We start from the raw sequence: 26,207 nt of genomic DNA, 5'->3' as shown, positions 1-26,207 counted from the left end.
CGCGACGAATTTAACAAGCGCACCCCAGGACGACGAAACGACGAGGCCGTTTCCTCAGAACTGGGGACGCTCAGGCGGGGGTACGGCGGTCAGCGGCCACCGTTCCAGCTGTCCCAGAGCGCGGCGTAGGACCCACCGGCGGCGACCAGCTCGTCGTGCGAGCCGAGCTCGGCGATGACGCCGTCCTCGACGACGGCGACCCGGTCGGCGTCGTGCGCCGAGAACAGGCGGTGCGCGATGGCGATCACCGTGCGGCCCTCGAGCACGGCGGCGAGCGAGCGCTCGAGGTGCCGGGCCGCGCGGGGGTCGATCAGCGACGTCGCCTCGTCGAGCACCAACGTGTGGGGGTCGGCGAGGACCAGGCGGGCCAGCGCGATCTGCTGCGCCTGGGCGGCCGTGACCGCGCGGCCCCCGGAGCCGACGACCGTCTCGAGGCCCTCGGGCAGGCCGTCGACCCAGTCGAGCGCGTCGACGGCGTCCAACGACGCGCGGATGTCGTCGTCGGTGGCACCGGGAGGCGCGGCGAGCGCGAGATTCTCCCGGAGGGTGCCGACGAAGACGTGGTGCTCCTGGGTCACGAGCGCGACGTGGCCGCGCAGGTCCTGCAGCGGCAGGTCCACGAGACCGACCCCGCCGACGGTCACGGCACCGGTGCGGGGCGGGTGGATGCCGGCCAGCAGCCGGCCGAGCGTCGACTTGCCCGCGCCCGACGGGCCGACCATCGCGATCCGCTCGCCCACCCCCACCGAGAGGTCGACGCCGTGCAGCACGTCGCGTCCCTCGACGTAGGAGAACCGCACGTCGTGCGCGTCGATCGCCTCGCCGTCGGGCACCTCGCCGGTCGCGGTCCGGTCGTCGGGCACCTGCGCGACGCCGAGCAGCCGCGACAGCGACGCGGCACCCATCTGCAGCTCGTCGAGGATCGACACGATGCGGTCCACCGGGTCGATGAGCATCTGGACGTAGAGCACCGCGGTCGTGACGTCGCCCAGCGACACCTGCCCCTGGGTGTAGAGGTAACCGCCGAAGAGCAGCGTCGCAACCGTTGGGATGAGGTAGCTGAGCTCCATGCTCGGGAAGAACACCGTGCGCAGCCACAGCGTGTAGCGCTCGGCGGTGTAGGACCCGCGGATGTCGTCGTCGATCGCCTCGATCCGCTGTTGCCCCAGCCCGAGCGCCTCGACCGAGCGGGCGCCCTCGACGGTCTCGGTGAGCGAGGCGTTGATGGCGGAGTACGACGCACTCTCGCGCAGGTAGCCGTCCTTGGCGCGGGCGAGGTACCACCGCAGGCCGACGACCAGCGGTGGGATGCCGAGCAGGCACGGCAGCCCGACCCACCAGCCGACGCTCAGGGCGGCGGCGAAGGTCAGGATCGCGGTGATGACCGCGATGGTCCACTCCGGCAGGGCCCAGCGCACCGACCAGCCGAGCTGCTCCACGTCGCGGCTCGTGCGGGTCAGCAGGTCACCGGAGCCGGCGGACTCCACGACACCCACGGGCAGCGCCAGCGCGTTGCCGACGAAGTCCTCGCGGAGCTCGGCCAGGACCTGCTCGCCGAGCACCTGGCTGACGTAGCGCGCGTAGCGGGTGACGACCGTCTGGAGGATCAGGAAGAGCGCGAGCAGGCCGATGATCGAGTCGACGTGGTCGGTGGTCGTGCCGTTCTCGACACTCTCCACGAGCCCGCCGAGCAGCCGCGGGGCGGCCAGCCCGGCGAGGGCGGCGAGCACGTGGAGGGCGAGGGCGCCCCAGACGAGCCGGGGGTGGCGTCGTACGAGCACGCCGACGTAGGCGCGCATGGCGCCGGGCCCGGCGATCGGCAGCGTCGTGCTCATGCGTCACCGCCCGCGGGAACGAGCTCGGTCTCACGGGTCACGACCGCGCGGTAGCGCGCGTGGGTGTCGAGCAGCTCGCGGTGGGTGCCGGTGGCGACGACCACGCCGCCCTCGAGGAAGGCCACCTCGTCGACGGCGTCCAGCATCAGCGGGCTGGAGGTGGCCACGAGCGTCGTGCGTCCCGAGCGGTGCGCGCGCAACCGGGAGGCGATCCGGGCCTCGGTGTGCGCGTCGACGGCTGAGGTGGGCTCGACCAGCACCAGGATCTCGGGGTCGACCGTGAGCACGCGCGCGAGCACGAGGCGCTGGCGCTGGCCACCGGAGAAGCTGCGACCGCGCTCGGTGACGACGGTGTCGAGGCCGTCGGGCAGTGCGTCCATGATGTCGTCGGAGGAAGCGGTGAAGAGGGCACGCTCGAGGTCCCCGGTGGTGCGGGCGCGACCGGTGACGTCGAGCCGGTCGGCGAGGCGCCCGGAGAAGAGCGCCGCGCTCGTGTCGGAGACGACGATGCGGCGGCGTACGTCGGCACGCGGCAGCTGCGTCAGCGGGACCCCGCCGAGCGTGACGTCGTCGTCGACCTCGGCGGCGCACAGGCCGAGCCGGTCAGCCAGGTCGGCGGTGTCGTCGGGCTGCTCGCTGACCAGGGCGGTGATCGTGCCCGAGCGGACCCGCAGGCCCGAGCGGGCGTCGCGCAGCTCGGCCAGGGGCGCGGGAGCAGCAGCCGGGTCGAGGGGCTCGGTCACGTCGGGGGTCAACGACAGCACCTTGCACACGCGCCGGGCGGACACCCGGGCCCGGATGACCTTGTTGGCGAACTCGGTGGCGGTGCGCAGCGGGATCATCAGGAACGCGGAGTAGCCGTAGAAGGCGACCAGCTCACCCGGCGTGATGCGACCGCTCACGGCGTAGCGGGCGCCGAGCCACACGATCACCACGACGAAGAGGCCCGGGAGGAAGACCTGGAGCGCGTCGAGCAACGACTGGATCTTGGCGACCTGCACACCGGCTCGTCGGGTGGTCTGGCTCTCGCGGCGGTAGCGGTCGTGGAAGACCTGCTCCCCACCGATCCCGCGCAGCACCCGCAGCCCGCCGACGATGTCGGTGGCGGTGTTGGAGAGCTCGCCCATGAGCTGGCGCTGGCGCGCGCTGCGGGTCTGCAGCGGCGAGAGGAGCGGGCCGACCAGGAGCATCAGGAGCGGCACGCCGAGCAGCACGACGAGCCCGAGCGTCACCGAGGTCTGGAGCAGGATCGCCGCGACCAGGAAGAACGAGACGACCGCGCCGGCGAAGCGGGCGGAGACGTCCATGACTTGGCCCAGGTGGGAGATGTCGCTGGTCCCGATCGCGACGACCTCACCGGTCGAGACCTTGCGGGGCAGCGCGCCGCCGAGGTGCACCGTGTGACGGGCGACCAGCTGGACTGTGCGGTAGGCCGCGATCAGCCAGTTGGTGACCGCGAAACGGTGGCGGATGATCCCGCTGGCCGCCTGCACCAGGCCGATCAGCAGCATCAGCCCGGCGAGCTGCATCAGTGCCGTGCCGTCCTTGTCGGCGACGCCGCGGTCGATCGCGCGACCGATGACCGCGGGCATCACGGCCTGGGCGCTCATCCAGACGATGCCGAAGAACATGCCGCCCGCGAGGGTCTTCGACTGGCCACGCGCGAGCCACCACAGGAAGCGTCCCGGCGACCGGTGGTCGGCGGTCCCGGGGTGGTCGAGAGGGAGGAGGCGCACTCGTCCCAGGGTACGGAGCATCGAGGGGTCGGCGCGAACGGTTTACGAAAGCCCGCGCCGGCCCGGGGGGAGCCTCAGCCGGCGAGGCCCTCCACGACCTCCGCGCCGGGGAGCGAGGCGACGGTGGAGCCGGGCAGCAGCAGCTTGGACCGTCGTACGCCGGAGCCGACGAGGACCACGTCGACCTCGGTCACCCGCGCGTCGACGAGCAGGCGCCAGGTGGGCGGGAGGCCGACAGGGTTGATGCCACCGTGCTCCATGCCGGACTCCTCGACCGCGCGGTCCATCGGGAGGAAGGAGGCCTTGCGCACGTCGAGGAGCCGCTTGACGAGGCCGTTGACGTCGGCCCGGGTGTCGGCCCGGACCAGGCAGGCGGCGATGCGTTCCTGGCCGTCACGGCGACCCGCGACGAGCACGCAGTTGGCGCTGGCCCCGAGCGGGACCTCATAGGCCTCGGAGAAGGCCGCCGTGTCGGCGAGGTCCGGGTCGATCTCGGCGACCGCCACGCGGTCGCCGTGGAGCCAGGACGCCAACGCCGCCGCCACGCTCGGAGCGAGGAGCTCCGGGTGGTCGGCGGCGGGCAGGGTCCGGAGGGTGCCGAGGCTGGGAAGGTCCACGGCCCCATCCTGCGGCATCGGCCCAGGACGCGCCTCAGCGATCGGGGACCAGGATCCACGCCACCAGGTAGGCGAGCGCGACCGAGCCGACGCTGAAGATCGCGCCCAGCACGGTGAGGAGACGGACCAGGGTGACGTCGACGCCGAGGTAGTGCGCGAGGCCGGCGCAGACGCCACCGAGCATCCGGTCGTCGCGGTCGCGGACGAGCCGGCGCGGGCCCGGGCCGACCTGTTGTGCGGGGTGTGCGGGGTGTGCGGGGTGGGCCTGTGGAGCGGTGGGGTCGGTCATGACTGCTCCTCCTGGGAGTCGGACGGGACGGGTGGCCGTGCGGCGGTGGGGGTCGCCGGCTGGCCGACCCAGCCCGCGTGGTGCTTCTGGTGCCGGCGGGTGCCGGTCACCGCGCTGGCCGCCAGGCCCGCGGCGCCGGCGAGCACCCAGGGGACGGGCAGCAGCCAGCGGATGTCGCGACCCTCCACCACGTCGTACTGCACGAGGGCCCAGACGAAGGCCAGGCCCACGAAGGCGATGCCCATGACCAGGTGGCCGACGTTGACCGGGTGGCGGCCGGACTCGGGCTCGGGTGCCGGCGCGGGCACGGTCGACAGGGCGGTGTTGCCGGTGTCACTCATCGGGTGAGCCTTTCCTCGGTGTCGACGACGATCTCGCCGAAGACGACCTGGGTGTCGAGCACGAGGACGGGGGCGTCGTCGCCGCCGTCGTGGAAGCGGGAGTCGGAGCCGTCGGTGTCGCCGCCGAACAGCTCGCTGTGACCACCGCCGTCGATGGCCGACCGGACGTCGACGTCGAGGCCGTCGGGCACGATCACCTCGATCCTGCCGAAGACGCTCTCCACCCGGACGGTGCGTCCGTCCAGGGCCTCCAGGTCCTCCACGTCACTGAGGTCGAGCACGATCTCGCCGGCGAAGAGCTGGTAGGTGCCCTCGAGCTGCGAGGCGTTGCGAGGTACGACGTCGATCTGGGCGGCATCGACCTCCTGTGCTGCCGTGGCGCCCAGCGTTGCGACGGCCGCCATGAGGCCCACGAGGATCAGGCCTCCGGCCCGGCCGTAGAACGCGCCGACCAGCAGCATGATGCCGGTCGTCGCCAGCACCAGCGCCGGATAGGCGGCGCCGTGGATCGGCGCGCCGGCCAGGTCGAGGATGCCGAGCACCCCGATGCCGAGCGCGCTCAACGCCATCGTGAACCAGAAGAGGATCGGCCCGCGGCGCCTGGGGTTGCGGGGGCGCGGGGGCAGCGGCGCGGGTGCGACGGGGGTGAAGGCTTGCGGCACGGCGGCGTACGACGGGTGGCCGTAGGCGACCGGCTGCGGCGCGGCGTAGGTCGGCTGGGCCGCGAAGGCCTGCCGGCGGGAGTCCTGGCCACGGTTGGACACGATGAGCAGCACGACCAGCCCGATGATGGCGAGCGGCCACGGGAAGCCGAAGCCGCCGAGGGAGTCGCCGAGCAGGGCCAGCGTCGCGAGCGCCCCGACGATGATCAGGGCCACTGAGCGGCTGCGCTCATCCAGTCGCACCGTTGCGTCACCGCTGCCCTCGTCGGGCACGAGCAGCCAGCAGGCGCCGTAGAGCAGGATCCCGGCGCCGCCGAAGAAGGCGAGCACCACGAAACCGACGCGCAGGATGATGGGGTCGACATCGAGGTGCCGGGCGAGACCCCCGGCGACGCCGGCGACCTTGCGGTCGTAGGCCGAGCGGCGCAGGCGGCCGAGGTCGCGGACCTGGTCACGGCTGACACGGGGTCCCTCGTGGGGTCCGTCCTGGTGTCCGTCCGGGGGGCCCTGGTGCGGGGGGCCCTGCGGCGGGCCGTCGCCCGGGCCCGGTGGGGATCCGGGCGGTGGGCCGGTGGGTGCGTCTGGCGGGGTCGTGGTCATGCCTCAACTCTGGTGCCCGGGGGCGTCGCGCACCATCGGGGACGACCCTGGTCCTGGCGCCGCCGACCGCTCAGGGACTCAGGGTGGAGCCGGGGTTCGCCCTCATGGGTCGGGGGCCTCCCGTGTGTGACGATTGACCCTGACATGAGCACCGCCGCCGCACCGACGCCTCCCGAGGCGCGCCGCGCCCACCGCGACCTTCACGAGCCGATCATCGGTGGCGTGGCCGGCGGTCTGGCGCGGCACCTGGGCCTCCCCGTCCTCTGGGTCCGCGCCTTCTTCGTGGCCACCTCGGCGCTGGGCGGACTGGGGGTCGGCCTCTACTCCGGACTGTGGCTGATGCTTCCCGCCGAGCCGCAGTTCACGGCGCAGGCGCCCGGTCTCGAGAGCGCGTCCCGCGGCGGGCGCCGCCCCAGCCGGATGCGCCGGCTCACCGACCTCGGTCCGGTCATCGCGCTGCTCGCCCTCGGCGTCGGTGCGGTGCTGCTCTTCGAGGCGGTCGTCGGTCGCGGTGGCTGGCTGTGGCCGCTGGTGATCGGCGCCGTCGGTGTCGCACTGCTCTGGCGGCAGGCCGACGAGGCGCAGCGTGAGCGCTGGCTCGACTCGACCGGACGCATCGACCCCGTGCGCGTGGTGCTCGGTGACGGGAGCTGGGCTGCCTACGCGCGCCTGCTCGCCGGTGGCGGCCTGATCGTGCTGGCGGTCCTGCTCTTCTCGGTGCGCGGCGGCTCGTTGTCGATCGCGCGCGACGTCACCGTGGCGGCGCTCCTCGGGGTCGTCGGTCTGGGCATCGTCATCGGGCCCTGGGTCTTCCGACTGGCCTCCGAGCTCACCGCCGAGCGCTCGGAGCGGGTGCGCACCCAGGAGCGCGCCGATGTCGCCGCACACCTGCACGACTCGGTCCTGCAGACCCTCGCGCTCATCCAGAAGAACCCCGGTGACGCCGCCACCGTCGCCCGCCTCGCCCGCTCGCAGGAGCGGGACCTCCGCGCCTGGCTCTACTCCGGGGAGTCCCTCGACGAGAGCAGCGTCGCCAGCGCCCTGCGCGGCGTCGCGGCCGCGGTGGAGGACGTCCACGGCATCTCCGTCGACGTCGTCACGGTGGGCGACTGCGCCATGGACGAGTCGTTGCGCCCCGCAGTGGCAGCGACGCGCGAGGCGATCACCAACGCTGCCAAGCACGCCGGGGTCGGCCGCGTCGACGTCTACGCCGAGGTGACGGCCGCGGCCGTCGACGTCTTCGTCCGTGACCGTGGGCCCGGCTTCGACCTCGACCAGGTGCCGGGCGACCGTCACGGCGTACGGCACAGCATCATGGACCGGATGCAGCGCCACGGCGGCTCGGCCGACGTCCGATCGGACGCCGAGGGCACCGAGGTGCGCCTGCACCTGCCGCGACCCACCCAGGAGGAGCACTCATGACCGAGCCCAGGACGACACCGGTCCGGGTCGTGATCGTCGACGACCACGCGATGTTCCGCAGCGGCGTGCGCGGCGAGCTGGCGACCGTAGGAGCAGGGCACATCGAGGTGCTGGCGGAGGCCGCCGACGTCGACGAGGCACTTGCGGCGGTCCTCGCGCACCACCCCGACGTCGTGCTCCTCGACGTGCACCTGCCGGGTGGTGGGGGAGTCGAGGTCATGCGCCGCCTGCCGCCCGCCCTGCGGGGCACCACGTCGTTCCTGGCGCTGTCGGTCAGCGACGCTGCCGAGGACGTGATCGGCACGATCCGCGGCGGTGCCCGCGGCTACGTCACCAAGACCATCACCGGTCCCGAGCTGGTCTCCGCGATCCAGCGGGTCGCCGACGGTGACGCGGTGTTCTCGCCACGCCTGGCCGGCTTCGTGCTCGACGCTTTCGCCGGGTCGATCGACGTGTCGGCCGTGGACGAGGACCTCGACCGGCTCACCGAGCGCGAGCGGGAGGTGATGCGGCTGATCGCCCGAGGCTACGCCTACAAGGAGGTGGCCAAGGAGCTCTTCATCTCGATCAAGACCGTCGAGACGCACATGTCGTCGGTGCTGCGCAAGCTCCAGCTCTCCTCGCGCCACGAGCTCACCAGGTGGGCCTCCGACCGTCGCCTGCTCTGAGCGCGCGGGTCCACAGCGTGTTTGCGACCTCACCCTTGTGGGTAGGCGAGCCCGGACCGTTCAGACGACCCAGGAGGCTCTTGTGAGCACAGCGACCCCCGACACGACGGCAGAGCCTGAAGAGGACGGGGAGCTCAAGCGGTCGATCACCGGCCGCCTGCTTTTCTTCTACACACTCGGCGACGTGCTCGGCTCCGGCATCTACGTCCTCATCGGACTGGTCGCCGCGGCCGTGGGCGGCGCCTTCTGGATCGCCTTCGCCCTCGGTGTGACCGTCGCGGCGATCACCGGGTCGGCGTACGCCGAGCTGGTGACGAAGTATCCGAGGGCCGCAGGCGCCTCGCTCTACGTCAACAAGGCGTTCGGCAGCCGGCCGCTCACCTTCCTCATCACCGTGTCCTTCCTGGCCGCGAGCATGGCGGCGTCGGGCTCGCTGGCGGTCGGGTTCGCCTCCTACTTCGACACGCTCTGGTCCGGCCCTCCGGCCCTGCTGGTCTCCATCGTCTTCGTCGCCTTGTTGGTGGTCGTCAACTTCATCGGCATCACGGAGTCGGTGTGGATGAACATGGTGATGACCTTCGTCGAGGTCGGCGGGCTGGTGATCGTGCTCGTCATCGGCATCGTCTACATCGGCCAGGGCGACGCCGACTTCGGGGTCCTGACCCAGATTGACACCTCGGGCGACTACGGCAGCCCCGCACTGGCGGTCCTGGCCGGCATCTCCTTCTCCTTCTTCGCCATGACGGGCTTCGAGAACACCGCCAACGTCGCCGAGGAGACGATCGATCCCTTCAAGGCGTTCCCGCGCTCACTGGTCGGCGGCATGATCGTGGCCGGTGTGGTCTACGTCCTCGTCTCCATGGCCGCCGCGCTGACGGTGCCGACCGAGACGCTGGCCAACTCCGACGCAGCCCTGCTCGAGGTGGTGGAGGCAGGCATCCTGCCCTTCTCCACGGAGTTCATGAGCACGCTGTTCTCGATCATCGCGCTGATCGCGATCACCAACACCACCCTGGTCACGATCGTCACCCAGCCCCGCGTCCTCTACGGCATGGCCCGCGAGGACGTCGTGCCCGCGGTGTTCGCCAAGGTCCACCCGACCCGCCGCAGCCCCTGGGTCGGCCTGATCTTCTCCGGTGCCGTCGTCGGGTCACTGCTGGTCATCGGCACCCTGGTCACGGAGGCAGGCGGCGGCATCGACCTCGTCGGTCGTCTCGCCACGGTCACCGTCGTGCTGCTGCTGGCGATCTACGCCCTGGTCATCGTCGCCTGCCTCAAGCTGCGCGGACAGGACGAGGACCAGCCGTTCTTCCGTGCCAACACCCCGCTGCTCTTCGTGGGGCTGGTCGGCAACGTGGCGATCCTCTTCTTCACGGTCTACGACGACCCCCACTCCCTCATCTGGTGCGCAGGCCTTCTGGGTGTTGGCTTCGTGCTCTTCCTCGCCGAATACCTGTTCGGCAGCAAGGGCACCGGCGCACGGACCCCCGACCCCACGACAACGGAGATCTGAGCCATGCACGTCATCGTCGCCACCGACGGCTCGCGCCAGTCGCTCGCCGCCGCCCGCCAGCTCAAGTCCTTCGCGGACCCGGCCAAGATCACCACGGTCTCCGTCGTCGCCGTCATCCGGCCGCTGGCGGCCGTGGCGTTCGCCAACGACCTGGCCCCGAAGGACAAACCCCGCGCCGACCTCGACTCCTTGTCCTTCCGCGACGCCGCCGAGAGCGCTGTGGCCGTGGTCGCCCAGGAGTTCGACGGGTGGGGCCCCAAGGTGCAGACCAGGATCCGCAGCGGCTCGCCGGCCAGCGAGATCATCAAGGCCGCCAAGCTGTACGACGCCGGGCTGGTCGTCGTCGCCGCGGGTGGCCGCGGCCTCAGCGACACGGTCCTGCTCGGCAGCACCGCCCAGCGGGTCCAGCACTCCGCCCCATGCCCGGTGCTGGTCGTGCGTCCTGCGCCCCGACCCCCCAAGGCGCCCCGGGCCCGCAGGAAGAGCTAGCCGCCACTGGCCTGGTGCTCCGTCGACTCCTGCCTCTCGTGCTGACCGTGGCGCTGCCGGGCTGCTCCACCACGGACCGCACGGGGTAGTACGAGCGCGGCGACGTGGGGTGGCGACTTCCAGAGCCTCGCGGACCACCACCACTGCACGGCGACGGGTCGTTGACGCGCGGGCCGTGCGGAGCGCACTAGTCTGCGCGCATGGAGACCGTGCGCCTCGTCCTGCTGATCATCCACATCCTCGGCTTCGCCGCACTCTTCGGCGGTCTCGTCGTGCAGGCAGGAACGCCCGAGAGGTCGGTCAACTCCGCCATGCGCGACGGCGCCGGCACCGCCTTCCTCGCAGGGCTCGCCCTTGTCGGGGTCCTGGAGGCAGGTGACGACCCGGTCAACCACGCCAAGATCGGCGTCAAGTTCGCCATCGGCCTGGTCCTGCTCGTGCTGGTCATGGCCAACATGCGCAAGGAGCGGATCCCCCCGGGCCTCTGGGTGGGCCTGATCGCGCTGTCGGTGATCAACATCGCGGTGGCAGTGCTCTGGTCGCCGGCCCACACCTGAGGCCGGACGCCGACATGTAGCACGTCGTCACCTCATCTACGAGACCGGGCTTCGTCAAGGGGTCTAGGCAACGGGTGGTCACGCGGCTCGATGAGGGTCCTGGCCGGGGCGGGAAACTCGGGCTCGGAAGGGCGTGAGGTCGTCGGTGGCCGAGCCGAAACGAGCGACCGTGTCCGTGACCTCACGTCGCATCCGGACCAAGGCCTGCTCCCGGCGCGTCCCCCAGAGGTCGTCCCACACGATCCGCGACATGCCCAGCTTGAAGCCGCAGATGAAGTCCTGCCGCTGCTTCTCGCGCCAGACCACGTCGTCTGCCGAGACCAGCGCGACACCGCCGTCCTCGACCCGGTGGTACTTCAGCCGCCCGTCGAACTCGAAGACGTGCCGACCGATCCGCAGGTCGCAGAAGACCGTGCGGAGCCCGTCGGTCAGTCCGAACTGCGCCTCCGGCCTGCCGAAGCCGAGCTCGCTGACCAGCAACCGCGCCAGCGTCTCGCCGGGGTTGTCCGCGCCGACCGCAGCCAGGTCGAGGGCCACCCGGACCCGCTTGACGTGTGGCCAGCACCGCATGTGCGGCTCGACGGCGGCCTCGAGCGCACCCCTCGTCACGCCGAGACGCAACGCGGAGTCGAAGGCGACCACGCCGTGTGCGAGCGGGTGCTCGCGCGCCACGTCGGCCGCCGTCCGTGCTGCGTCGAGGACCCAGCGGTCGTGGACCACGACGAGCTGCGAGGCGTCGTACGGCGCCAGGTGGTGCTTGACGTCATGTCGGACGTGGGAGCCGACGAGGCCCGGTCTCGTCACGTGCGTCATCCGCTTCGGCGGCTCAGCGTCGCCAGCCCCAGCAGGAGTGCAGCCGAGTCGTGGCTCATCACGTAGGACCGGATCATCTTCAGGCTCGCTGCCCGGTCAGCGAGCACCTGACGCTCCCGCCACCCCGCCTCCTCCGCAGCTGCGACGACGGCCGCCTCGGCATAGGCGCCACGGCGTACGGCAATCCACGTGCCGGCCCTGACGAGCCGGTCGACCTGGACCTCGTCCATCCCGGCGGCCAGCGCCTGTCGACGGGTCACGAGTCTCTGTTGGAGAGCCATGTGGGCCTTGACGTCGGGGTTCATCTGACCCGCCTGCCCGAGCCCTGCGTCCGCCAACCCGCCCGCTCGGCGGCCTGTGGAAACAGGCGGTGCGAGCGGGCCGGTTGGCCGGAGGCGGGGTCGGTCGAGAACGTGTAACACGTCGTGACCCCATCCTCGAGACCGTCGCAACGGCCGGGTAGTTACGGAGACGACGTGTTACATGCCTCCGACGCCGCCTCCGTCGGCGGCCGCACGTAGGCTGGGACCCAGCATGAGCACCCCGTCTTCAGCCCCCCAGTTCGCGTTTCCCGGCATGGACGGGCACGACCCCGACGAGCCCCGCACCACGCGGCGCGGTCCGACACGTGAAGAGCTCCTCGAAGGGCTCAACGAGCCGCAGGCGGCGGCCGTGCAGCATGCCGGGACGCCGTTGCTGGTGGTGGCCGGGGCAGGGTCGGGCAAGACGCGGGTGCTGACCCGACGCATCGCCTGGCTGATCTCCGAGCGCAAGGCACACCCCGGCTCGATCCTGGCGATCACCTTCACCAACAAGGCCGCGGGCGAGATGAAGGAACGCGTCGAGGAGCTCGTCGGCAAGCGCGCCCGGATCATGTGGGTGAGCACGTTCCACTCCGCGTGCGTCCGGATCCTCCGCAAGGAGATCGACAAGATCGGCTACAAGTCAAACTTCTCGATCTACGACTCCGCCGACCAGAAGCGGCTCATGGGCCTGGTCATCAAGGACCTCGACCTCGACGCCAAGAAGTTCCAGCCCGGGCCGGTCCTGCACTGGGTGTCCAACCACAAGAACGAGCTGCGCGACCCCGAGGAGGTCGCCGGCGACACCCACAACCAGGTCGAGGAGCACTACGCCGCCGCCTACACGCTCTACCAACGTCGGCTGCGCGAGGCCAACGCCCTCGACTTCGACGACCTGATCATGATGGCCGTGCACCTGCTCCAGGCGTTCCCCGAGGTGCGCGAGACCTACCGGCGACGCTTCCGGCACGTCCTGGTCGACGAGTACCAGGACACCAACCATGCGCAGTACGCCCTCGTCCACCAGCTCTGCGCGGACGACCCCGAGCTCGCGCAGGACGCGGAGCGGGTCGAGCCCGCCGAGCTCATGGTCGTGGGTGACGCCGACCAGTCGATCTACGCGTTCCGGGGCGCCAACATCCGCAACATCATGGACTTCGAGCAGGACTTCCCCAACGCGACCTCGATCCTGCTCGAGCAGAACTACCGCTCGACCCAGACCATCCTGACCGCCGCCAACTCGGTCATCGGTCACAACAAGGGCCGCAAGGCCAAGCGACTGTGGTCCGATGCCGGCGACGGGGAGCGCATCGTCGGCTACGTCGCCGACGACGAGCGCGACGAGGCCCGCTTCGTCTCCGAGGAGATCGACACCCTGGTCGACGGTGGTGGGCGGGCCGGCGACGTCGCGGTGTTCTACCGCACCAACGCGCAGTCCCGGGTCTTCGAGGAGGTGTTCATCCGCACCGGTCAGCCCTACAAGGTGGTCGGGGGCGTGCGCTTCTACGAACGCCGCGAGGTGCGCGACGCGCTCGCCTATCTGCGGATGCTCAGCAACCCCGACGACCAGGTCTCGCTGCGCCGCATCCTCAACACGCCCAAGCGTGGCATCGGTGACCGTGCCGTCGCCTGTGTCGGTCTCCTCGGCGAGCGCGACGGGTTGACGTTCTGGGAGGCGCTGCGTCGTGCTGACCAGGCGCCAGGCCTGGCGACCCGTTCGCTCACCAACATCCGCGGCTTCGTCGCGATGGTGGAGGAGCTCCAGTCCATGGTCGAGGCCGACGAGCGCGCCGACGTCATCCTCGAGTCGGTGCTCGCCCGCTCGGGCTACCTCACCGAGCTCGAGGCCTCCGACGACCCGCAGGACGCCACCCGGCTGGAGAACCTCGCCGAGCTCGTCGCCGTCGCCCGCGAGTTCTCCGACGACCCGGTGGCGGGTCCCAGCGCCGACCCGGCCGACGTCGACGCCGGCCTGGTCGCCCCCGGCCTCGGAGACTTCCTGGAGCGGGTGGCGCTGGTGGCCGACTCCGACCAGATCCCCGACGACGACGACGACCAGGGTGTCGTCACCCTGATGACCCTCCACACGGCCAAGGGGCTGGAGTTTCCCGTCGTCTTCCTGACCGGCCTCGAGGACGGTGTCTTCCCGCACTCACGATCCCTGGGCGATCAGACCGAGCTCGAGGAGGAGCGTCGCCTCGCCTACGTCGGCGTCACCCGCGCGCGCACCCGGCTCTACATCTCCCGTGCCGTCGTCCGCTCGGCCTGGGGTGCGCCCTCGCACAACCCGGCGTCGCGCTTCCTCGACGAGCTGCCGATCGACCTCGTCGACTGGCGTCGCACCGAGGCGGCACAGACCCGGTGGGGGCGCCCCGATCTGGCCAGCGGCTCACCGGCCAGCATGGGCACCCCGACCGCGGCGGGCCGTCGCAACTTCTCCACCGCGGCGGCGCGCGCCGACGCGGCGGCGAAGGCGAAGCCCGCGCGCGAGATCCCCTCCCTGGAGCCGGGGGACCGCGTCATCCACGACTCGTTCGGGATGGGCACGGTGGTCGCGCTCGAGGGGGTGGCCGACAAGACCGTCGCCTCGATCGACTTCGGCTCCGAGGGCGTCAAGCGGCTGCTGCTGCGTTACGCGCCGGTGGAGAAGCTCTGAGCGGAGCGGACGCCGTGGGCGTCCGCCGCCAGATGGTGGGTCAGAAGACCGCGCCGTGGACCAGCATCGCCTGATAGGGGTCAACCGGGTCGCCACCACCGGGGCGGACCTCGAGGTGCAGGTGCGACCCGGTGACGTTCCCGGTGGCGCCGACGGTGCCGATGACCTCGCCGGCCTGCACCACCTCACCCACGGAGACCGACTGGGTGGTCTGGTGGGCGTACCAGATCTCGGTGCCGTCTTCGAGCGTCACCACGGTCTTGTTGCCGTAGGAGCCGTCGTAGCCGACGAAGGTGACGACGCCGTTGGCGACCGACATGATCGGATCGCCGGTGTTGCCGTTGAAGTCGAGGCCGGTGTGATAGCTGGCCCAGAGGCCGTACTCGCCGTAGCGGGCGGTGAGCACCACGGGCGTCAGCGGCATGACCCACTGGTTGAGGGCGATCTTGTCGGCCTGCACCTGCGCCTGCTCGGCGAACTGCGCCAGGGCGGCGTTGCGCTGCTTCGCCTGCGCCTCGGCGGCCTCGACCAGCTCGGGGTCGGTGGACTCGGCGAGGGCCTGCTGGCGCGAGTCACGGCTCACCGTCACCTCGCGCTCCAGCGTGCTGACGCTGCCGGTGCCGCTGGCCCCGCTGAGGGCGCTGGCGGCGCTGAGCTGGGCCGGCACGTTGCTGGCCAGGTCGGGTCCGCCGGCGGAGCTGACCGCGCCGCCGACCGCAACGGCGAGCGTGGCGATGCCGAGCAGGACCGGCGCGGACGGGACACCCTTGAGCAAGGGGTTGCGGCGGCCGGCTGCGTGTCTGACGGCCCGGCGCTTGCCAGCCGCGGTGACGGCAGGGGCCGGTCGGTCCGAGCTGTCCACGACGTCGAGCAGGATCGGCAGCGGCGCGGTCACGGCGACGGCGGGGGCCACGGTCACGGGCCTCATCGCGATGCGACGGCCCAGGTAGGGGGTGACCTCGGGGTTTGCCGCGTCAGCGCGGCGGGTACCGGCCGTCACCGAGGGTCGGCGTCCTGAGGGGCGTCGATCCGCTCGGTGGTTGCCCATGAATGGTGTCTCCGCTGCTGTCGTAGGGACGTTGGCTCTGACATTGACGCGCGCCCAACCCGTGGGGTCGAGCGCAGGAACAAAGAACTGTAACGGATAGGTCACGCCTCCGAAAATCCCCGTCCGGGTCCCTGTGCACCACCCAGGCGTGGCCGTACGTCGTTCCGCCGCCGGCCGGTGCTGTGGTCCTGGTCACCCTGACGCTGCGTCCCAGGCGTGATCTAGCCTGCCAGCATGATCCGCGTCGTCGTCGTCGAGCACGGGATCGGCGACCTGGGCGTGGCACCCGGCCGGGCGCTGCGCGACGCCGGTCACGAGGTGGTCCACGCCGGTCCCGAGGAACGTCCGGACCGGGTCGTCGCGTGCGTCGTGCAGGAGGACGCCGACGTCCTCCTGGTGGCACTGGGCGCGGAGGACCCCGGCGGGCGCGCGGCCGTGTTCCTCGACGCGCTCCGGATGCTCCTGGACCGGGCAGGCGCCGGCGACGTGCTGGTCGTGGAGACCCGCGGCGCGGCCGGCGTGGCCGCCCGGGTGGCGGCCGCCCTGGCCGCCCCGCCACGCGACGTACCGGGCTGAAGCTTGTTACCCGTCAGTCGTATGCCTTGCATCACGTCGGGCTGGTCTCGTCCTGAGCGGCACCGCGGGACTAGGGTGCCCGGGATACCCCAAAGCACGGCGCGCGGCCGTTCACGGCTGCCCGCTCAAATACGAGGACACGGTGGATCAGTGGATCTGATGGAATTCCAGGCGAAGGAGCTCTTCGCCAAGCACGACGTCCCGGGTGCCCCCGGCATCGTCGCCACGACGCCTGCCGAGGCTCGCGCCGCGGCGGAGAAGCTCGGGGTGTGCGTGGTCAAGGCCCAGGTCAAGGCCGGCGGTCGCGGCAAGGCCGGCGGCGTCAAGCTGGCCAAGACCCCCGACGAGGCCGAGGAGCACGCCACCGCGATCCTCGGCATGGAGATCAAGGGCCTCACCGTCCACCGTGTGCTGATCGCGCCGGCAGCCAGCATCCTCGAGGAGTACTACTTCTCCTTCCTGCTGGACCGTGCCAACCGTCAGTACCTCTGCATCGCCAGCATCGAGGGTGGTGTCGAGATCGAGGAGGTCGCGAAGACCAACCCCGACGCCGTCAAGCAGATCGCGATCGACCCCGGCACGGGCGTCGACGAGGCCAAGGCCCGCGAGATCGTCGCCGAGGCCGGCTTCCCCGAGGTGCTGGTCGAGCAGGCCGTCACCCTCGTGCTGAACCTGTGGAAGGTCTTCGTCGAGGAGGACGCCACCCTCGTCGAGGTCAATCCGCTGGCCCGCCTCGAGGGCGACGTCCTCGAGGCGCTCGACGGCAAGGTCTCCCTCGACGAGAACGCCGAGTTCCGTCACGAGGACCACGCGCAGTTCGAGGACAAGGACGCCGCTGACCCGCTCGAGGCCAAGGCGAAGGCCAAGGGCCTCAACTACGTCAAGCTCGACGGTGCCGTCGGCGTCATCGGCAACGGCGCGGGCCTGGTCATGTCGACGCTCGACGTCGTCGCCTACGCCGGTGAGGCCCACGGCGGCGTGAAGCCCGCCAACTTCCTGGACATCGGCGGCGGCGCCAACGCGCAGGTCATGGCCGACGGTCTCGACGTCATCCTCCACGACGCGCAGGTGAAGAGCGTGTTCGTCAACGTCTTCGGTGGCATCACGGCCTGCGACGAGGTCGCCAACGGCATCAAGGGTGCGCTGGAGATCCTCGGCGCCGAGGCCACCAAGCCGCTCGTCGTCCGCCTCGACGGGAACAACGTGGAGGAGGGCCGTCGGATCCTCGACGAGCTCAACCACCCGCTGATCACCCTGGTCGACACGATGGACGGAGCGGCCGACAAGGCCGCCGAGCTCGCGAACGCGTAAGGACTCTAGACATGTCTATCTACCTCAACAAGGACTCCAAGATCATCGTCCAGGGCATGACGGGCGGCATGGGCTCCAAGCACACCACCCTGATGGTCCAGGCCGGGTCCACCATCGTCGGCGGCGTCAACGCCCGCAAGGCCGGTACGTCGGTCGAGCTCGCCGGCAAGGACCTCCCCGTCTTCGGCAACGTCGCTGAGGCGATGAAGGAGACCGGCGCCGACGTGTCGGTCGTCTTCGTGCCGCCGGCCTTCACCAAGGACGCCTGCATCGAGGCCATCGACGCCGGCATCGGCCTGCTCGTGGTCATCACCGAGGGTGTGCCCGTCCAGGACACCGCCGAGGTCTGGGCCTACCTCAACGGCCCCAGCAACCACGGCAGCACCCGAATGATCGGTCCCAACTGCCCCGGCATCATCACGCCGGGTGAGTCGCTGGCCGGCATCACCCCGCACACCATCGCGGGCACCGGTCCGGTCGGCCTGGTGTCGAAGTCCGGCACCCTGACCTACCAGATGATGTACGAGCTGCGGGACTACGGTTTCTCGACCGCCATCGGCATCGGCGGCGACCCGATCGTCGGCACTACGCACATCGACGCCCTCGCGGCGTTCGAGGCGGACCCGGACACCAAGGCGATCGTGATGATCGGCGAGATCGGCGGCGACGCCGAGGAGCGTGCGGCGGCCTACATCAAGGACCACGTCACCAAGCCGGTCGTCGGCTACGTCGCGGGCTTCACCGCCCCCGAGGGCAAGACGATGGGCCACGCCGGCGCGATCGTGTCGGGCTCGTCCGGCACCGCGCAGGCCAAGAAGGAGGCCCTCGAGGCCGTCGGCGTCAAGGTCGGCAAGACGCCGTCCGAGACCGCGCAGCTGATGCGGGACATCCTCCAGAACATGTGACCCACCGACGCCCCACGGCGTCATGCACGACGGCCCGCCCGGTCTGACCGGGCGGGCCGTCGTGCATCTCAGGTCGTACGACGAGGCGTCAGCAGCCCGCCTCCGTGAAGGCGCACATCGCGGCGACCACATCCGCGGCCGCGTCGGTCTGAGACGCGACCTGCTCCTCGGAGCCCTCCTCCATGTCCTCGCCGCTGGTGATGTCGATGAGCACTGCCGAGCCGACCCGGATCACGTGGAGGATCTCCAGACCGATCGCGGGGGACCCCCGGAGCTCAGAGGTCCGCACGACCGCCCAGGACTCACCGCCCACCGCCGTGCGGCGTACGTCGTGGATCGAGACGTAGCCGTCCGAGCCGGGGTCGCGAGGGCAGACGCGGTAGGTCTCGAGGAACGCGCCCTGGTAGGCGATGGCGGCGTCGGCGTCGGCGAAGGCCAGGAGCACCCGCGAGCGGTAGTCCTCGGGGTTGGCCCACCGCGCGGAGAGCCGATCGGCGGCGGCTGCCGGGCCGCCGGAACCCGCACACGCTCGGTCCCTCGAGGACCTCCACGCGGGGGCCGGGGCCGGTCAGCCCGTTGTCGGGGCCGGGCTCGCTGTCGGTGGGCCAACCGGCGGCCAGCGGGAAGTCCGCCGGGACCGGCGTGGTGATGTCCGGGAGGTCCTCGGGAGGGAGTGGCCCCTCCACCGAGCAGGTCACGCCCGAGAAGACGCACATCTGCTCGACGATCGGCGCGATGTCGGAGGCGTACTGGGCTCGCACGGGGTCCAGCGCCTGCGGGTCCCACTCGCTGTAACCGGAGGTGGCCAGGAGGGCGTTGCCGACCCGCACGAACTGCAGGATCTCGGCGCCAAGACCGACCGACCCGTCGGTCTCGTAGGTGGCGGACACGACGACGGAGTCGTCCCCGACGTCGGACCTCGTCACCTCGTGCAACGTCGTGCTGCCGGGCCCGGGCTCCTCCCGCGGGCAGCCCGTCGCCGCATCGACCAGCGCGTCCAGGACACGGGCGGCGCCCTCGACGTCGGGGTAGACGACCAGCTCGCGGGCGTCGGAGTACTCCGGTCCTGAGGACGCGACCGACATCGAGTCCGAGCGGCCGTCGTCGTTCAGCGGCTGCCCGGTGTCGCAGAAGCCGACGTCGGAGAGACCGACCCCGCCGCGGGCCTGCACGACCGGCTGTCCGTCGTCGTCGTCCGGCATGTTGACGGAGATGTCGATGGCGTCGAGCGACGAGCTGCCGGTCTGCGTGGTCGTGACCGAGGGGGTCGGATCGGCGGGGTCGACCGAGCGGGCGCCCCGGTCGCTGCCGATCACCGCGGTGGCGGTCGCCGAGGCGGCGCACCTCGGACGGTGGCAGGGGGTCCATGGGGCCTCCGGGGTCGAAGTTCTGGAGTGCGTCGATGGGGTCACGCATGGCTTGCTCCCTCCTGGAGTCCGCCTCGGGGTCGGTCGTCGGGGTCCGCGAGCAGCACGGCGAGCGCAGTGCGACCGCGGCTGAGCCGGGCCTTGATGGTGCCCTCGGGCACCCCCACCTCGGCGGCGACGGCGTGCACCGACAGGTCGGCGATGTGGTGGAGCACCAGCGCCCGGCGCTGGGCCTCCGGCAGCTGACGCAGCGCCTCGACGAGCGCGACGTGCGACTCGTCGACGGCGGGCGACACGGTGGGCCTGCCGACGGCTCGGTCAGGCGGCCGCCGGCCCTTCGTCGCACGACGCCAGCGGCTCACCGCGATCCGGTAGGCGGTGGTGCGCACCCAGGCTTCCGGATGCTCCGACCGGTCGAGCCGTCGTCAGTGGGCCCAGGCCCGCACGAAGGCCTCCTGCACGCACTCCTGCGCCTCGTCCCGGTCGCCGATCATCGCGTGGAGCTGGTGCGTGAGCCGGCTGAAGGAGGCGGTGTAGAAGTCGTCGAACTCCTGTTCTTCCATCGACTCGCCCGTCTGTCTGTGGCTGTGTCTGTGGCTGTCAGGAGGGATACGCCACGACGGGCTCCACGGTTGCACGGCAGATCGGGAAACTTCCTGGCCCGGACGAGGGACGGGGGCGAGGGACGGGGACGGGGTCAGGGACGGGGCAGGCGGGCGAGGCGCTGGAGGGCGCGCTCGGCGACGGCCCCGAAGGTCCCGTCGGCCAGGGTGGCCGAGCCGTCGGGGACGAAGGTCAGCTGGGCGACCGACGTGCCGTTGCGCAGGATCGCCATCGAGTAGCTCACCGACTCGTTGTCGGAGATCTCGGTCGTCAGGTCCCACACCGTGATGTCGGTCTGCGCCTCGTCGACGTGCGAGACCCGCACGACGTCGGTGCCGAGGTCCTTGTCGGAGCAGTCGGCGAGCCGGGTGCGGATCTGCTCGACGAACTTCTCCGCGCGCGCCCGGGGCAGCGAGGCGACGGTCTCGGTGATGCCGAAGCGCACGGGCAGGCGGGCCTCGGGGATCAGGAAGGTGCGGGTGAGGTTGTTGGTGAAGGGCTTGCCCTCGAAGCGGCCCTGGAAGCTCGCGTCGTCGCAGCGGGTCGCGGCGACGTTGGTCAGGGCTCGACGTGGCTCGGTGCCGACCCAGGGACGCTCCACGCCGGTCACCGGCGGGAGGTCCAGCTCGCTGAGCATCGCGGGCGCGGCGCCGACGGGCAGCGGGTCGGCGTCCGTGGGTCGCGGCGCCCCGGCACAGGTCCCGCCGTCGGGCAGCGTGCAGAGGCCGTCGACGGCGTCGGCGAGCAGCCCGGCAGCGCCGTCGACGTCCGGGCGCTCCTCGTCGCGCACGTTGGCGATGGTCGTGGTGACGTAGGCGCCGGTGCGGGCGATGCCCACGCTCATCGTCTGCACGGGAGCGTCGAAGGAGCGCAGGGTCATCAGCATCGCCTGGTCGCCGACGAAACCGATCGTGCGGGTGCCGAGGAGCTGGACGCGCTCGGCCAGGCACGCGCCGTACCACTCGAGAGCGGTCGTGTAGGCGCGGCGGGCGGCCCGGGGGCTCGAGGACTCCTCGGTGAGCTGGAGGACCGTCGCCTGAGGCTCCTTCCCGGAGGGGGCAGCGGCGAAGGTGCGCACGAGCGCCGCGGTGCCGCGTGGGTCGGCGTAGCGCGCCTGCTGGCAGGGCGCGAGCAGTCCGCTTCCCTCGGAGTTGTCACCCGTGCGGCGGATCGACCAGGTGCGGGAGGGGGCGCTTCGTCGCACCTGCGCCTCGGTGAGCAGCGTCGACTCGTCGAGCACGACCTCGGGCGTCGCGGCGACCGATCCACTCGCGGTGGGGGAAGAGGTGGGGGAGGAGGTGGTCTGGCCGACTCTGAAGTCGAGGTCGGGGCGCACCCCGGTCACGTCCGTGACCAGTGAGCCGGTCAGCAGGAAGGCGGCGACGGCACCGACGACCCCCACGGTGGTGTGCGTACGACGGCGCGCGGCGCCCGCACGGCGCACGATCGGGGCTCGGGGGAAGCGCACCGCGCTGGTGACCTGCGCCAGTCCCTCGAACTGGATCGGGATGTCGGCGGCGGCGATGTCGAGGGCCAGGGCGAACTGGGAGGCCGCGGTCTGGAGCTCCCGCTCGGCATCCTCGAGCGGCAGGCCCACCTCGCGCGCCATCTGCGGCATGGTCACGGTGGCCAGCTGCGTGAGCAGGAGGACCTTGCGCTGGGTGACGCTGAGCGTCGCGAGCGCGTCGAGGGTCGCCTTGACGTCGGCGCCGATGCCGCTCTCCTTGTGCCACAGCCGGGCGGTGTGGCGGCGCTGCGCGTGACGCCACGCGTGGGGACGCACCGAGGACTCGGGATCGTCGAGCCGCGAGACCTTGCGCCAGTGGTGCCAGGCGACGATGAAGGAGTCACGAACGGCGCTGCGAGCCGCCGTCAGGTCGCCCGTCAGGGCATAGGTCTGCACCAGCAGCCGCTCACCTGCGTCGCGGTAGAACGCGTCGAACTCCTGGGGGTCCCTCATGGCCGTTCCACGGTACGCGAGACGCCGTGGCGACCCCAATGCCCGCCCGGGCGTCGGTGTCACACCGCTCCGGGGCGCCGACGTATCGGCGTGGGAGCGCCGGAGGTCCCGGACCGCGCGTGATGATGACACGGCCATGACTTCACTGCTCCCACCGTCGGCCCCGGCGCGGAGTCGCTCGGCGGCCGAGGTCTCCCGCGACCTGACCGCGCGACGTCCGCTGGTCCTGCTCGCCACGTTCGCCGGAGCGGTGGCCGCGACCAGCACGCTGGTGGTGTGCCTCGCGGTCGGCGTCGTGGGCTGGTTCCTCACCGATGCCGGCGCCCACGGCACCCCGCGTGACGGGCTCCGCACGGGCGCCCTCGGGTGGCTGATGGCCCACGGGTCGGGCGTGACGGTGCAGGGCGTCGCGGTCACCGTCGTGCCCCTCGGCATCACGGCGTTCTGCGCCTGGGCCCTGTGGCGCGTCGGCCACGGCCTCGGCGAGGCGGTCTCGGGCCATGGCCCCGACGCCGACCGGATCGCCGACGGCGAGCGTGACCTCACCGTGCCGCTCGCGGCCGGGCTGTTCACTGCCGCCTACGTCGTCGTCGCCGTGCTGACCTCCAACCTCGCCGGCACGACCGCCACGGCCCCCGACACCGGTCGCGTGGTTCTCTGGTCGCTGGTGCTGGCCGGAGGCCTGGGGGGCTCGGCGATCGCGATCGGCTCCGGTCGGGCCGCGATCTGGGCCTCCTTCGTGCCGATGTCGCTGCGGGCCGGGCTGACCGCCTGCCGACGGATCCTCGTCGCCTGGCTCGCGGTCACCCTCCTGGCCTTCGTGGTCGCGCTGCTCCTCGACGGCAGCACGGCGATCAACGTGATGTCGCAGCTCCACACCGATGCCGGCGACGCCACCCTCTTCACCGCGCTCAGCGCCACCGTGGTGCCCAACGCGGCGGTCTTCTCCGGCTCCTACCTGCTCGGGCCCGGCTTCTCGGTCGGCGTCGGCACCCTGGTCAGCCCGGGCGCCGTGCTGATCGGCCCGCTGCCGATGTTCCCCCTGCTCGCGGCCCTCCCCGAGACCGGGCCGACCGCCGCGTGGACCGGCCTGCTGGTCGCCGTGCCGTTCCTCGTCGCAGCGTGGGGTGCGGTGCGCGCCCAGCGGCTCAGCCCGACCCTGCGCTGGGAGGAGGGTGCGGCGCGTGGCTGCATCGGTGGTGTCCTCGCCGGCGCCGTCTTCGGAGTCCTCGCCTCGGTCGCCGGTGGTGCCGTCGGCCCCGGTCGCATGCGCGACGTGGGGCCGTTGGTCTTCGACGTGCTGCTGCACGCCATCACGGCCTTCGGGATCGGCGGGCTGGTCGGCGGCCTCCTGATCACCTGGTGGCAGCGTCGGGCCGCGCGGACCGACGCGACGCTCGAGGGCGCAGACTCCTAGGGGCGCGACTCCCCGCTTCCAGCCTGCTGCGCGCCGCCCCCGCTCGCGACGGCCAGGAACAGGGAGACACGCCCTAGACTCCCGACCGTGCCCGAGCCCCTTCCCGCCCGCCTCGTCGTGCTCGTCTCCGGGTCGGGCACCAACCTGCAGGCCCTGCTCGACGCCTGCACCGATCCGTCGTACGGCGCCTCGGTGGTCGCGGTCGGCGCGGACCGCGACGACATCGAGGGGCTCGCGCGTGCCGACGCCGCGGGCGTCCCGACCTTCGTCAAGCGGGTCAAGGACTTCACGACCCGGGAGCACTGGGACAGGGCGATGGCAGAGACGGTCGCCAACTTCGATCCCGACCTGCTCGTGCTCGCCGGCTTCATGAAGCTCGTGGGCGAGGAGTTCCACAGCCGCTTCGAGGGCCGGATCGTCAACACCCACCCGGCCCTGTCGCCGTCGTTCCCCGGGATGCACGGGCCGGCCGAGGCGCTGGAGCATGGCGTCAAGATCAGCGGGTGCACGCTCTTCGTCGTCGACGACGGGGTCGACACGGGGCCCATCGTGGCCCAGCGGGCGGTGCCCGTCGAGGACGACGACACGACCGCCACGCTTCACGACCGGATCAAGGTGGTGGAGCGCGAAATGCTCGTCGACGCGGTCGGCCGGATGGCCCGCGAAGGGTTCGCGATCACCGGGCGGAAGGTCCGGTTCGGTCAATGACCCCCCTCGCGCCCTATGCTGGGACCACACGACTGGCGCAGGTGGGTGGACCACCAGGGAGTGCCCCGTTCCGGGGATCGGCGAGAGCATCGAACGCCTGGGTGCCCTCATCACCACCGATGAGGAGACCCCACCATGACTGACCAGATCCCGATCCGACGCGCGCTCGTCTCGGTCTTCGACAAGACCGGGCTCGAGGATCTCGTCTGCGGCCTGCACGACGCCGGCGTCGCGCTCGTCTCGACCGGCGGCTCTGCGGCGCTCATCGAGAGCCTCGGCCTGCCGGTGACCAAGGTCGAGGACCTCACGGGCTTCCCCGAGTGCCTCGACGGCCGCGTCAAGACCCTGCACCCGCGGGTGCACGCCGGCATCCTGGCCGACCGGCGCCTCGACTCCCACGTCCAGCAGCTCGCCGACCTCGAGGTCGAGCCGTTCGACCTGGTCGTCTGCAACCTCTACCCCTTCGTCAAGACCGTTGCCTCGGGCGCCAGCCCCGACGAGTGCGTCGAGCAGATCGACATCGGCGGTCCCTCGATGGTCCGCGCTGCGGCGAAGAACCACCCGTCGGTCGGGATCGTCACCTCGCCGGCCCGCTACGCAGCCGTGCTCGCCGCGGTCGCTGCGGGCGGCTTCACCTACGACCAGCGCAAGGCCCTCGCCGCCGAGGCGTTCGTGCACACCGCGTCCTACGACGTGGCCGTCGCATCGTGGATGGGCAACGTGCTCACCGACACCTCCGAGGGCCAGGGCTTCCCGGCCTGGGTCGGCGCGACCTGGGACAAGTCGGCCGTGCTGCGCTACGGCGAGAACCCGCACCAGGCTGCGGCGCTCTACCTCAACGCCCACGGCGCCGGTCTTGCCCAGGCCACGCAGCTGCATGGCAAGGAGATGTCCTACAACAACTACCTCGACGCCGACGCGGCCCGTCGCGCTGCCTACACCTTCGAGGAGCCGACCGTCGCGATCATCAAGCACGCCAACCCGTGCGGCATCGCCGTCGGCAGCGACCTGGCCGCCGCCCATCGCAAGGCGCACGCCTGCGACCCGGTCTCGGCCTTCGGCGGTGTCATCGCCACCAACGCGCCGGTCTCCGTGGAGATGGCCCACCAGGTCGCCGAGGTCTTCACCGAGGTCGTCGTGGCCCCGGCCTACGAGGAAGGCGCCGTCGAGGTGCTGGCCGCGAAGAAGAACATCCGACTCCTCCAGTGCGAGCCGCTGGGCCGCGGCGAGGTCGAGATGCGCGCGATCTCCGGTGGCCTGCTGATGCAGCAGCGCGACTACGTCGATGCCGACGGCGATGACCCGACCACCTGGACCCTGGCGTGCGGCGAGCCTGCCTCCGCCGAGCTGCTCGCTGACCTCGCTTTCGCCTGGAAGGCCTGCCGCTCGGTCAAGTCCAACGCGATCCTGCTCGCCAAGGACGGCGCGTCCGTCGGAGTCGGCATGGGTCAGGTCAACCGGGTCGACTCCTGCAAGCTCGCCGTCGAGCGAGCGGGGGACCGCTCCCGGGGCGCCGCGGCCGCCTCCGATGCGTTCTTCCCCTTCGAGGACGGCCCGCAGGTCCTCCTCGACGCCGGGGTGGCCGCGATCGTCCAGCCCGGAGGCTCCAAGCGCGACGAGCTCACCATCGAGGCGGCCCGCGCCGCGGGCGTCACGATGTATTTCACCGGCACCCGGCACTTCGCGCACTGATGACCGGGCTCACGTCTGCATGTGCCTCAATGGGTCTCGACACGACGGTCGCGGCATCGTCCCTCGGTCGCCTGTCTCGCTCGACCACCACTACCGGATCCGCTGTCGCGGGTCCGCTGA

At 71.5% G+C, this 26,207-nt stretch carries 26 protein-coding genes and 1 riboswitch; of the genes, 12 read left to right on the top strand and 14 right to left on the bottom strand.

Going from position 1 to position 26,207, the window contains the following annotated elements:
• Nucleotides 1-89 precede the first annotated feature (89 nt).
• The 6 genes from BM204_RS00580 to BM204_RS00555 all read right to left on the bottom strand — a co-directional run bounded on the left by BM204_RS00580 (nt 90) and on the right by BM204_RS00555 (nt 6,080).
• Nucleotides 90-1,835 (bottom strand): ABC transporter ATP-binding protein, encoded by a 1,746-nt coding sequence (locus BM204_RS00580; RefSeq protein WP_091109547.1) that lies wholly within the window; start codon nt 1,833-1,835, stop codon nt 90-92.
• Nucleotides 1,832-3,571: an ABC transporter ATP-binding protein gene (locus BM204_RS00575; RefSeq protein ID WP_246165781.1), complete on the bottom strand. Its 1,740-nt coding sequence runs from the start codon at nt 3,569-3,571 to the stop codon at nt 1,832-1,834. Before BM204_RS00575 ends, BM204_RS00580 begins: the two co-directional genes overlap by 4 nt.
• Nucleotides 3,572-3,645: 74 nt before the next feature.
• A complete protein-coding gene (locus tag BM204_RS00570) occupies nt 3,646-4,206 on the bottom strand; it encodes a YbaK/EbsC family protein (RefSeq protein ID WP_091109543.1) in 561 nt (186 codons plus the stop codon).
• 16 nt (nt 4,207-4,222) lie between these two features.
• The gene (locus tag BM204_RS00565; RefSeq protein WP_091109542.1) at nt 4,223-4,477 is read right to left on the bottom strand and encodes a PspC domain-containing protein; all 255 of its coding nucleotides are present in this window, start codon (nt 4,475-4,477) and stop codon (nt 4,223-4,225) included.
• Nucleotides 4,474-4,818: a hypothetical protein gene (locus BM204_RS00560; protein ID WP_091109539.1), complete on the bottom strand. Its 345-nt coding sequence runs from the start codon at nt 4,816-4,818 to the stop codon at nt 4,474-4,476. The genes BM204_RS00565 and BM204_RS00560 overlap by 4 nt, the downstream gene beginning before the upstream one ends.
• Nucleotides 4,815-6,080, bottom strand: coding sequence for a PspC domain-containing protein (locus BM204_RS00555; protein WP_091109538.1), 1,266 nt, complete (start codon nt 6,078-6,080; stop codon nt 4,815-4,817). The genes BM204_RS00560 and BM204_RS00555 overlap by 4 nt, the downstream gene beginning before the upstream one ends.
• Before the next feature lie 144 nt (nt 6,081-6,224).
• On the opposite strand from BM204_RS00555, the gene BM204_RS00550 reads away from it, so the two are divergent.
• The 5 genes from BM204_RS00550 (at nt 6,225) to BM204_RS00530 (ending at nt 10,729) form a co-directional block, all read left to right on the top strand.
• Nucleotides 6,225-7,502 carry an ATP-binding protein gene (locus BM204_RS00550; protein WP_091109536.1) on the top strand — a complete coding sequence of 426 codons (1,278 nt, stop codon included), beginning with the start codon at nt 6,225-6,227 and terminating at the stop codon, nt 7,500-7,502.
• Complete coding sequence (locus BM204_RS00545; RefSeq protein WP_091109534.1) at nt 7,499-8,170, top strand: LuxR C-terminal-related transcriptional regulator; 672 nt, start codon at nt 7,499-7,501, stop codon at nt 8,168-8,170. The genes BM204_RS00550 and BM204_RS00545 overlap by 4 nt, the downstream gene beginning before the upstream one ends.
• A gap of 82 nt (nt 8,171-8,252) precedes the next feature.
• Complete coding sequence (locus BM204_RS00540; protein ID WP_091109533.1) at nt 8,253-9,683, top strand: APC family permease; 1,431 nt, start codon at nt 8,253-8,255, stop codon at nt 9,681-9,683.
• Nucleotides 9,684-9,686: 3 nt separating this feature from the next.
• Nucleotides 9,687-10,172, top strand: a complete 486-nt coding sequence (locus BM204_RS00535; protein WP_091109531.1) for a universal stress protein — start codon at nt 9,687-9,689, stop codon at nt 10,170-10,172.
• A gap of 200 nt (nt 10,173-10,372) precedes the next feature.
• Entirely contained in the window at nt 10,373-10,729 is a 357-nt protein-coding gene (locus BM204_RS00530; protein ID WP_091109529.1) for a hypothetical protein, read from the top strand.
• Between the two features lie 78 nt (nt 10,730-10,807).
• Here the strand turns inward: BM204_RS00530 and BM204_RS00525 are convergent, their stop codons facing one another.
• Both BM204_RS00525 and BM204_RS00520 read right to left on the bottom strand, forming a co-directional pair.
• Nucleotides 10,808-11,533 carry a hypothetical protein gene (locus BM204_RS00525; RefSeq protein ID WP_091109527.1) on the bottom strand — a complete coding sequence of 242 codons (726 nt, stop codon included), beginning with the start codon at nt 11,531-11,533 and terminating at the stop codon, nt 10,808-10,810.
• 5 nt (nt 11,534-11,538) lie between these two features.
• Nucleotides 11,539-11,823, bottom strand: a complete 285-nt coding sequence (locus BM204_RS00520; RefSeq protein WP_256215516.1) for a type IV toxin-antitoxin system AbiEi family antitoxin domain-containing protein — start codon at nt 11,821-11,823, stop codon at nt 11,539-11,541.
• 253 nt (nt 11,824-12,076) lie between these two features.
• On the opposite strand from BM204_RS00520, the gene pcrA reads away from it, so the two are divergent.
• Entirely contained in the window at nt 12,077-14,500 is a 2,424-nt protein-coding gene (pcrA, locus tag BM204_RS00515) for a DNA helicase PcrA (RefSeq protein WP_218031112.1), read from the top strand.
• 40 nt (nt 14,501-14,540) lie between these two features.
• On the opposite strand, the gene BM204_RS00510 is transcribed toward pcrA, so the two are convergent.
• The gene (locus BM204_RS00510; RefSeq protein WP_218031113.1) at nt 14,541-15,419 is read right to left on the bottom strand and encodes a M23 family metallopeptidase; all 879 of its coding nucleotides are present in this window, start codon (nt 15,417-15,419) and stop codon (nt 14,541-14,543) included.
• A gap of 363 nt (nt 15,420-15,782) precedes the next feature.
• Between BM204_RS00510 and BM204_RS00505 the strand changes: the two genes are divergently transcribed.
• From BM204_RS00505 to sucD, 3 genes are all read left to right on the top strand, one after another.
• On the top strand, nt 15,783-16,124 hold the full coding sequence (locus BM204_RS00505; protein WP_091109521.1) for a hypothetical protein: 342 nt from the start codon (nt 15,783-15,785) through the stop codon (nt 16,122-16,124).
• 150 nt (nt 16,125-16,274) lie between these two features.
• Entirely contained in the window at nt 16,275-17,435 is a 1,161-nt protein-coding gene (sucC, locus tag BM204_RS00500; protein WP_091109519.1) for an ADP-forming succinate--CoA ligase subunit beta, read from the top strand.
• Between the two features lie 11 nt (nt 17,436-17,446).
• A complete protein-coding gene (gene sucD, locus BM204_RS00495) occupies nt 17,447-18,340 on the top strand; it encodes a succinate--CoA ligase subunit alpha (RefSeq protein ID WP_091109517.1) in 894 nt (297 codons plus the stop codon).
• Between the two features lie 88 nt (nt 18,341-18,428).
• Here sucD and BM204_RS00490 read toward each other — a convergent pair whose 3' ends face one another.
• The 5 genes from BM204_RS00490 to BM204_RS00475 all read right to left on the bottom strand — a co-directional run bounded on the left by BM204_RS00490 (nt 18,429) and on the right by BM204_RS00475 (nt 22,270).
• Nucleotides 18,429-18,653, bottom strand: coding sequence for a hypothetical protein (locus tag BM204_RS00490; RefSeq protein WP_091109516.1), 225 nt, complete (start codon nt 18,651-18,653; stop codon nt 18,429-18,431).
• Nucleotides 18,643-19,656 carry a hypothetical protein gene (locus tag BM204_RS00485; protein ID WP_091109514.1) on the bottom strand — a complete coding sequence of 338 codons (1,014 nt, stop codon included), beginning with the start codon at nt 19,654-19,656 and terminating at the stop codon, nt 18,643-18,645. Before BM204_RS00485 ends, BM204_RS00490 begins: the two co-directional genes overlap by 11 nt.
• A gap of 92 nt (nt 19,657-19,748) precedes the next feature.
• Entirely contained in the window at nt 19,749-20,096 is a 348-nt protein-coding gene (locus BM204_RS00480; protein ID WP_246165785.1) for an RNA polymerase sigma factor, read from the bottom strand.
• A 36-nt stretch (nt 20,097-20,132) separates the two neighbouring features.
• A complete protein-coding gene (locus tag BM204_RS23085) occupies nt 20,133-20,270 on the bottom strand; it encodes a SigE family RNA polymerase sigma factor (RefSeq protein WP_246165787.1) in 138 nt (45 codons plus the stop codon).
• Between the two features lie 134 nt (nt 20,271-20,404).
• Nucleotides 20,405-22,270, bottom strand: a complete 1,866-nt coding sequence (locus BM204_RS00475; protein WP_091109513.1) for a SigE family RNA polymerase sigma factor — start codon at nt 22,268-22,270, stop codon at nt 20,405-20,407.
• Between the two features lie 136 nt (nt 22,271-22,406).
• Here BM204_RS00475 and BM204_RS00470 point away from each other — a divergent pair, with 136 nt between their 5' ends.
• The 3 genes from BM204_RS00470 to purH all read left to right on the top strand — a co-directional run bounded on the left by BM204_RS00470 (nt 22,407) and on the right by purH (nt 26,087).
• The gene (locus BM204_RS00470) at nt 22,407-23,687 is read left to right on the top strand and encodes a cell division protein PerM (RefSeq protein ID WP_091109511.1); all 1,281 of its coding nucleotides are present in this window, start codon (nt 22,407-22,409) and stop codon (nt 23,685-23,687) included.
• A gap of 87 nt (nt 23,688-23,774) precedes the next feature.
• On the top strand, nt 23,775-24,395 hold the full coding sequence (gene purN / locus BM204_RS00465; RefSeq protein ID WP_091109508.1) for a phosphoribosylglycinamide formyltransferase: 621 nt from the start codon (nt 23,775-23,777) through the stop codon (nt 24,393-24,395).
• Nucleotides 24,396-24,413: 18 nt separating this feature from the next.
• A riboswitch (ZMP/ZTP riboswitch) is annotated at nt 24,414-24,505 on the top strand.
• Nucleotides 24,506-24,530: 25 nt separating this feature from the next.
• Complete coding sequence (purH, locus tag BM204_RS00460) at nt 24,531-26,087, top strand: bifunctional phosphoribosylaminoimidazolecarboxamide formyltransferase/IMP cyclohydrolase (protein WP_091109506.1); 1,557 nt, start codon at nt 24,531-24,533, stop codon at nt 26,085-26,087.
• The last annotated feature ends 120 nt before the right edge of the window (nt 26,088-26,207 follow it).

Origin of the sequence: Nocardioides psychrotolerans, from assembly GCF_900113685.1 — a bacterium.
Classification (GTDB): Bacteria; Actinomycetota; Actinomycetes; order Propionibacteriales; family Nocardioidaceae; genus Nocardioides; species Nocardioides psychrotolerans.
The sequence above is the reverse complement of the archived record's forward strand: the minus strand, read 5'-3'. Positions and strand labels throughout refer to the sequence as shown.

What these genes read in the sequence shown, in the direction of transcription:
- BM204_RS00580 (WP_091109547.1), bottom strand. Translation starts at nt 1,835, where the DNA reads ATGAGCACGACGCTGCCGATCGCCGGGCCCGGCGCCATGCGCGCCTAC.
- BM204_RS00570 (WP_091109543.1), bottom strand. Translation starts at nt 4,206, where the DNA reads ATGCCGCAGGATGGGGCCGTGGACCTTCCCAGCCTCGGCACCCTCCGG.
- BM204_RS00565 (WP_091109542.1), bottom strand. Translation starts at nt 4,477, where the DNA reads ATGACCGACCCCACCGCTCCACAGGCCCACCCCGCACACCCCGCACAC.
- BM204_RS00560 (WP_091109539.1), bottom strand. Translation starts at nt 4,818, where the DNA reads ATGAGTGACACCGGCAACACCGCCCTGTCGACCGTGCCCGCGCCGGCA.
- BM204_RS00555 (WP_091109538.1), bottom strand. Translation starts at nt 6,080, where the DNA reads ATGACCACGACCCCGCCAGACGCACCCACCGGCCCACCGCCCGGATCC.
- BM204_RS00550 (WP_091109536.1), top strand. Translation starts at nt 6,225, where the DNA reads ATGAGCACCGCCGCCGCACCGACGCCTCCCGAGGCGCGCCGCGCCCAC.
- BM204_RS00545 (WP_091109534.1), top strand. Translation starts at nt 7,499, where the DNA reads ATGACCGAGCCCAGGACGACACCGGTCCGGGTCGTGATCGTCGACGAC.
- BM204_RS00535 (WP_091109531.1), top strand. Translation starts at nt 9,687, where the DNA reads ATGCACGTCATCGTCGCCACCGACGGCTCGCGCCAGTCGCTCGCCGCC.
- BM204_RS00530 (WP_091109529.1), top strand. Translation starts at nt 10,373, where the DNA reads ATGGAGACCGTGCGCCTCGTCCTGCTGATCATCCACATCCTCGGCTTC.
- BM204_RS00520 (WP_256215516.1), bottom strand. Translation starts at nt 11,823, where the DNA reads ATGGCTCTCCAACAGAGACTCGTGACCCGTCGACAGGCGCTGGCCGCC.
- pcrA (WP_218031112.1), top strand. Translation starts at nt 12,077, where the DNA reads ATGAGCACCCCGTCTTCAGCCCCCCAGTTCGCGTTTCCCGGCATGGAC.
- BM204_RS00505 (WP_091109521.1), top strand. Translation starts at nt 15,783, where the DNA reads ATGATCCGCGTCGTCGTCGTCGAGCACGGGATCGGCGACCTGGGCGTG.
- sucD (WP_091109517.1), top strand. Translation starts at nt 17,447, where the DNA reads ATGTCTATCTACCTCAACAAGGACTCCAAGATCATCGTCCAGGGCATG.
- BM204_RS23085 (WP_246165787.1), bottom strand. Translation starts at nt 20,270, where the DNA reads ATGGAAGAACAGGAGTTCGACGACTTCTACACCGCCTCCTTCAGCCGG.
- BM204_RS00475 (WP_091109513.1), bottom strand. Translation starts at nt 22,270, where the DNA reads ATGAGGGACCCCCAGGAGTTCGACGCGTTCTACCGCGACGCAGGTGAG.
- BM204_RS00470 (WP_091109511.1), top strand. Translation starts at nt 22,407, where the DNA reads ATGACTTCACTGCTCCCACCGTCGGCCCCGGCGCGGAGTCGCTCGGCG.
- purH (WP_091109506.1), top strand. Translation starts at nt 24,531, where the DNA reads ATGACTGACCAGATCCCGATCCGACGCGCGCTCGTCTCGGTCTTCGAC.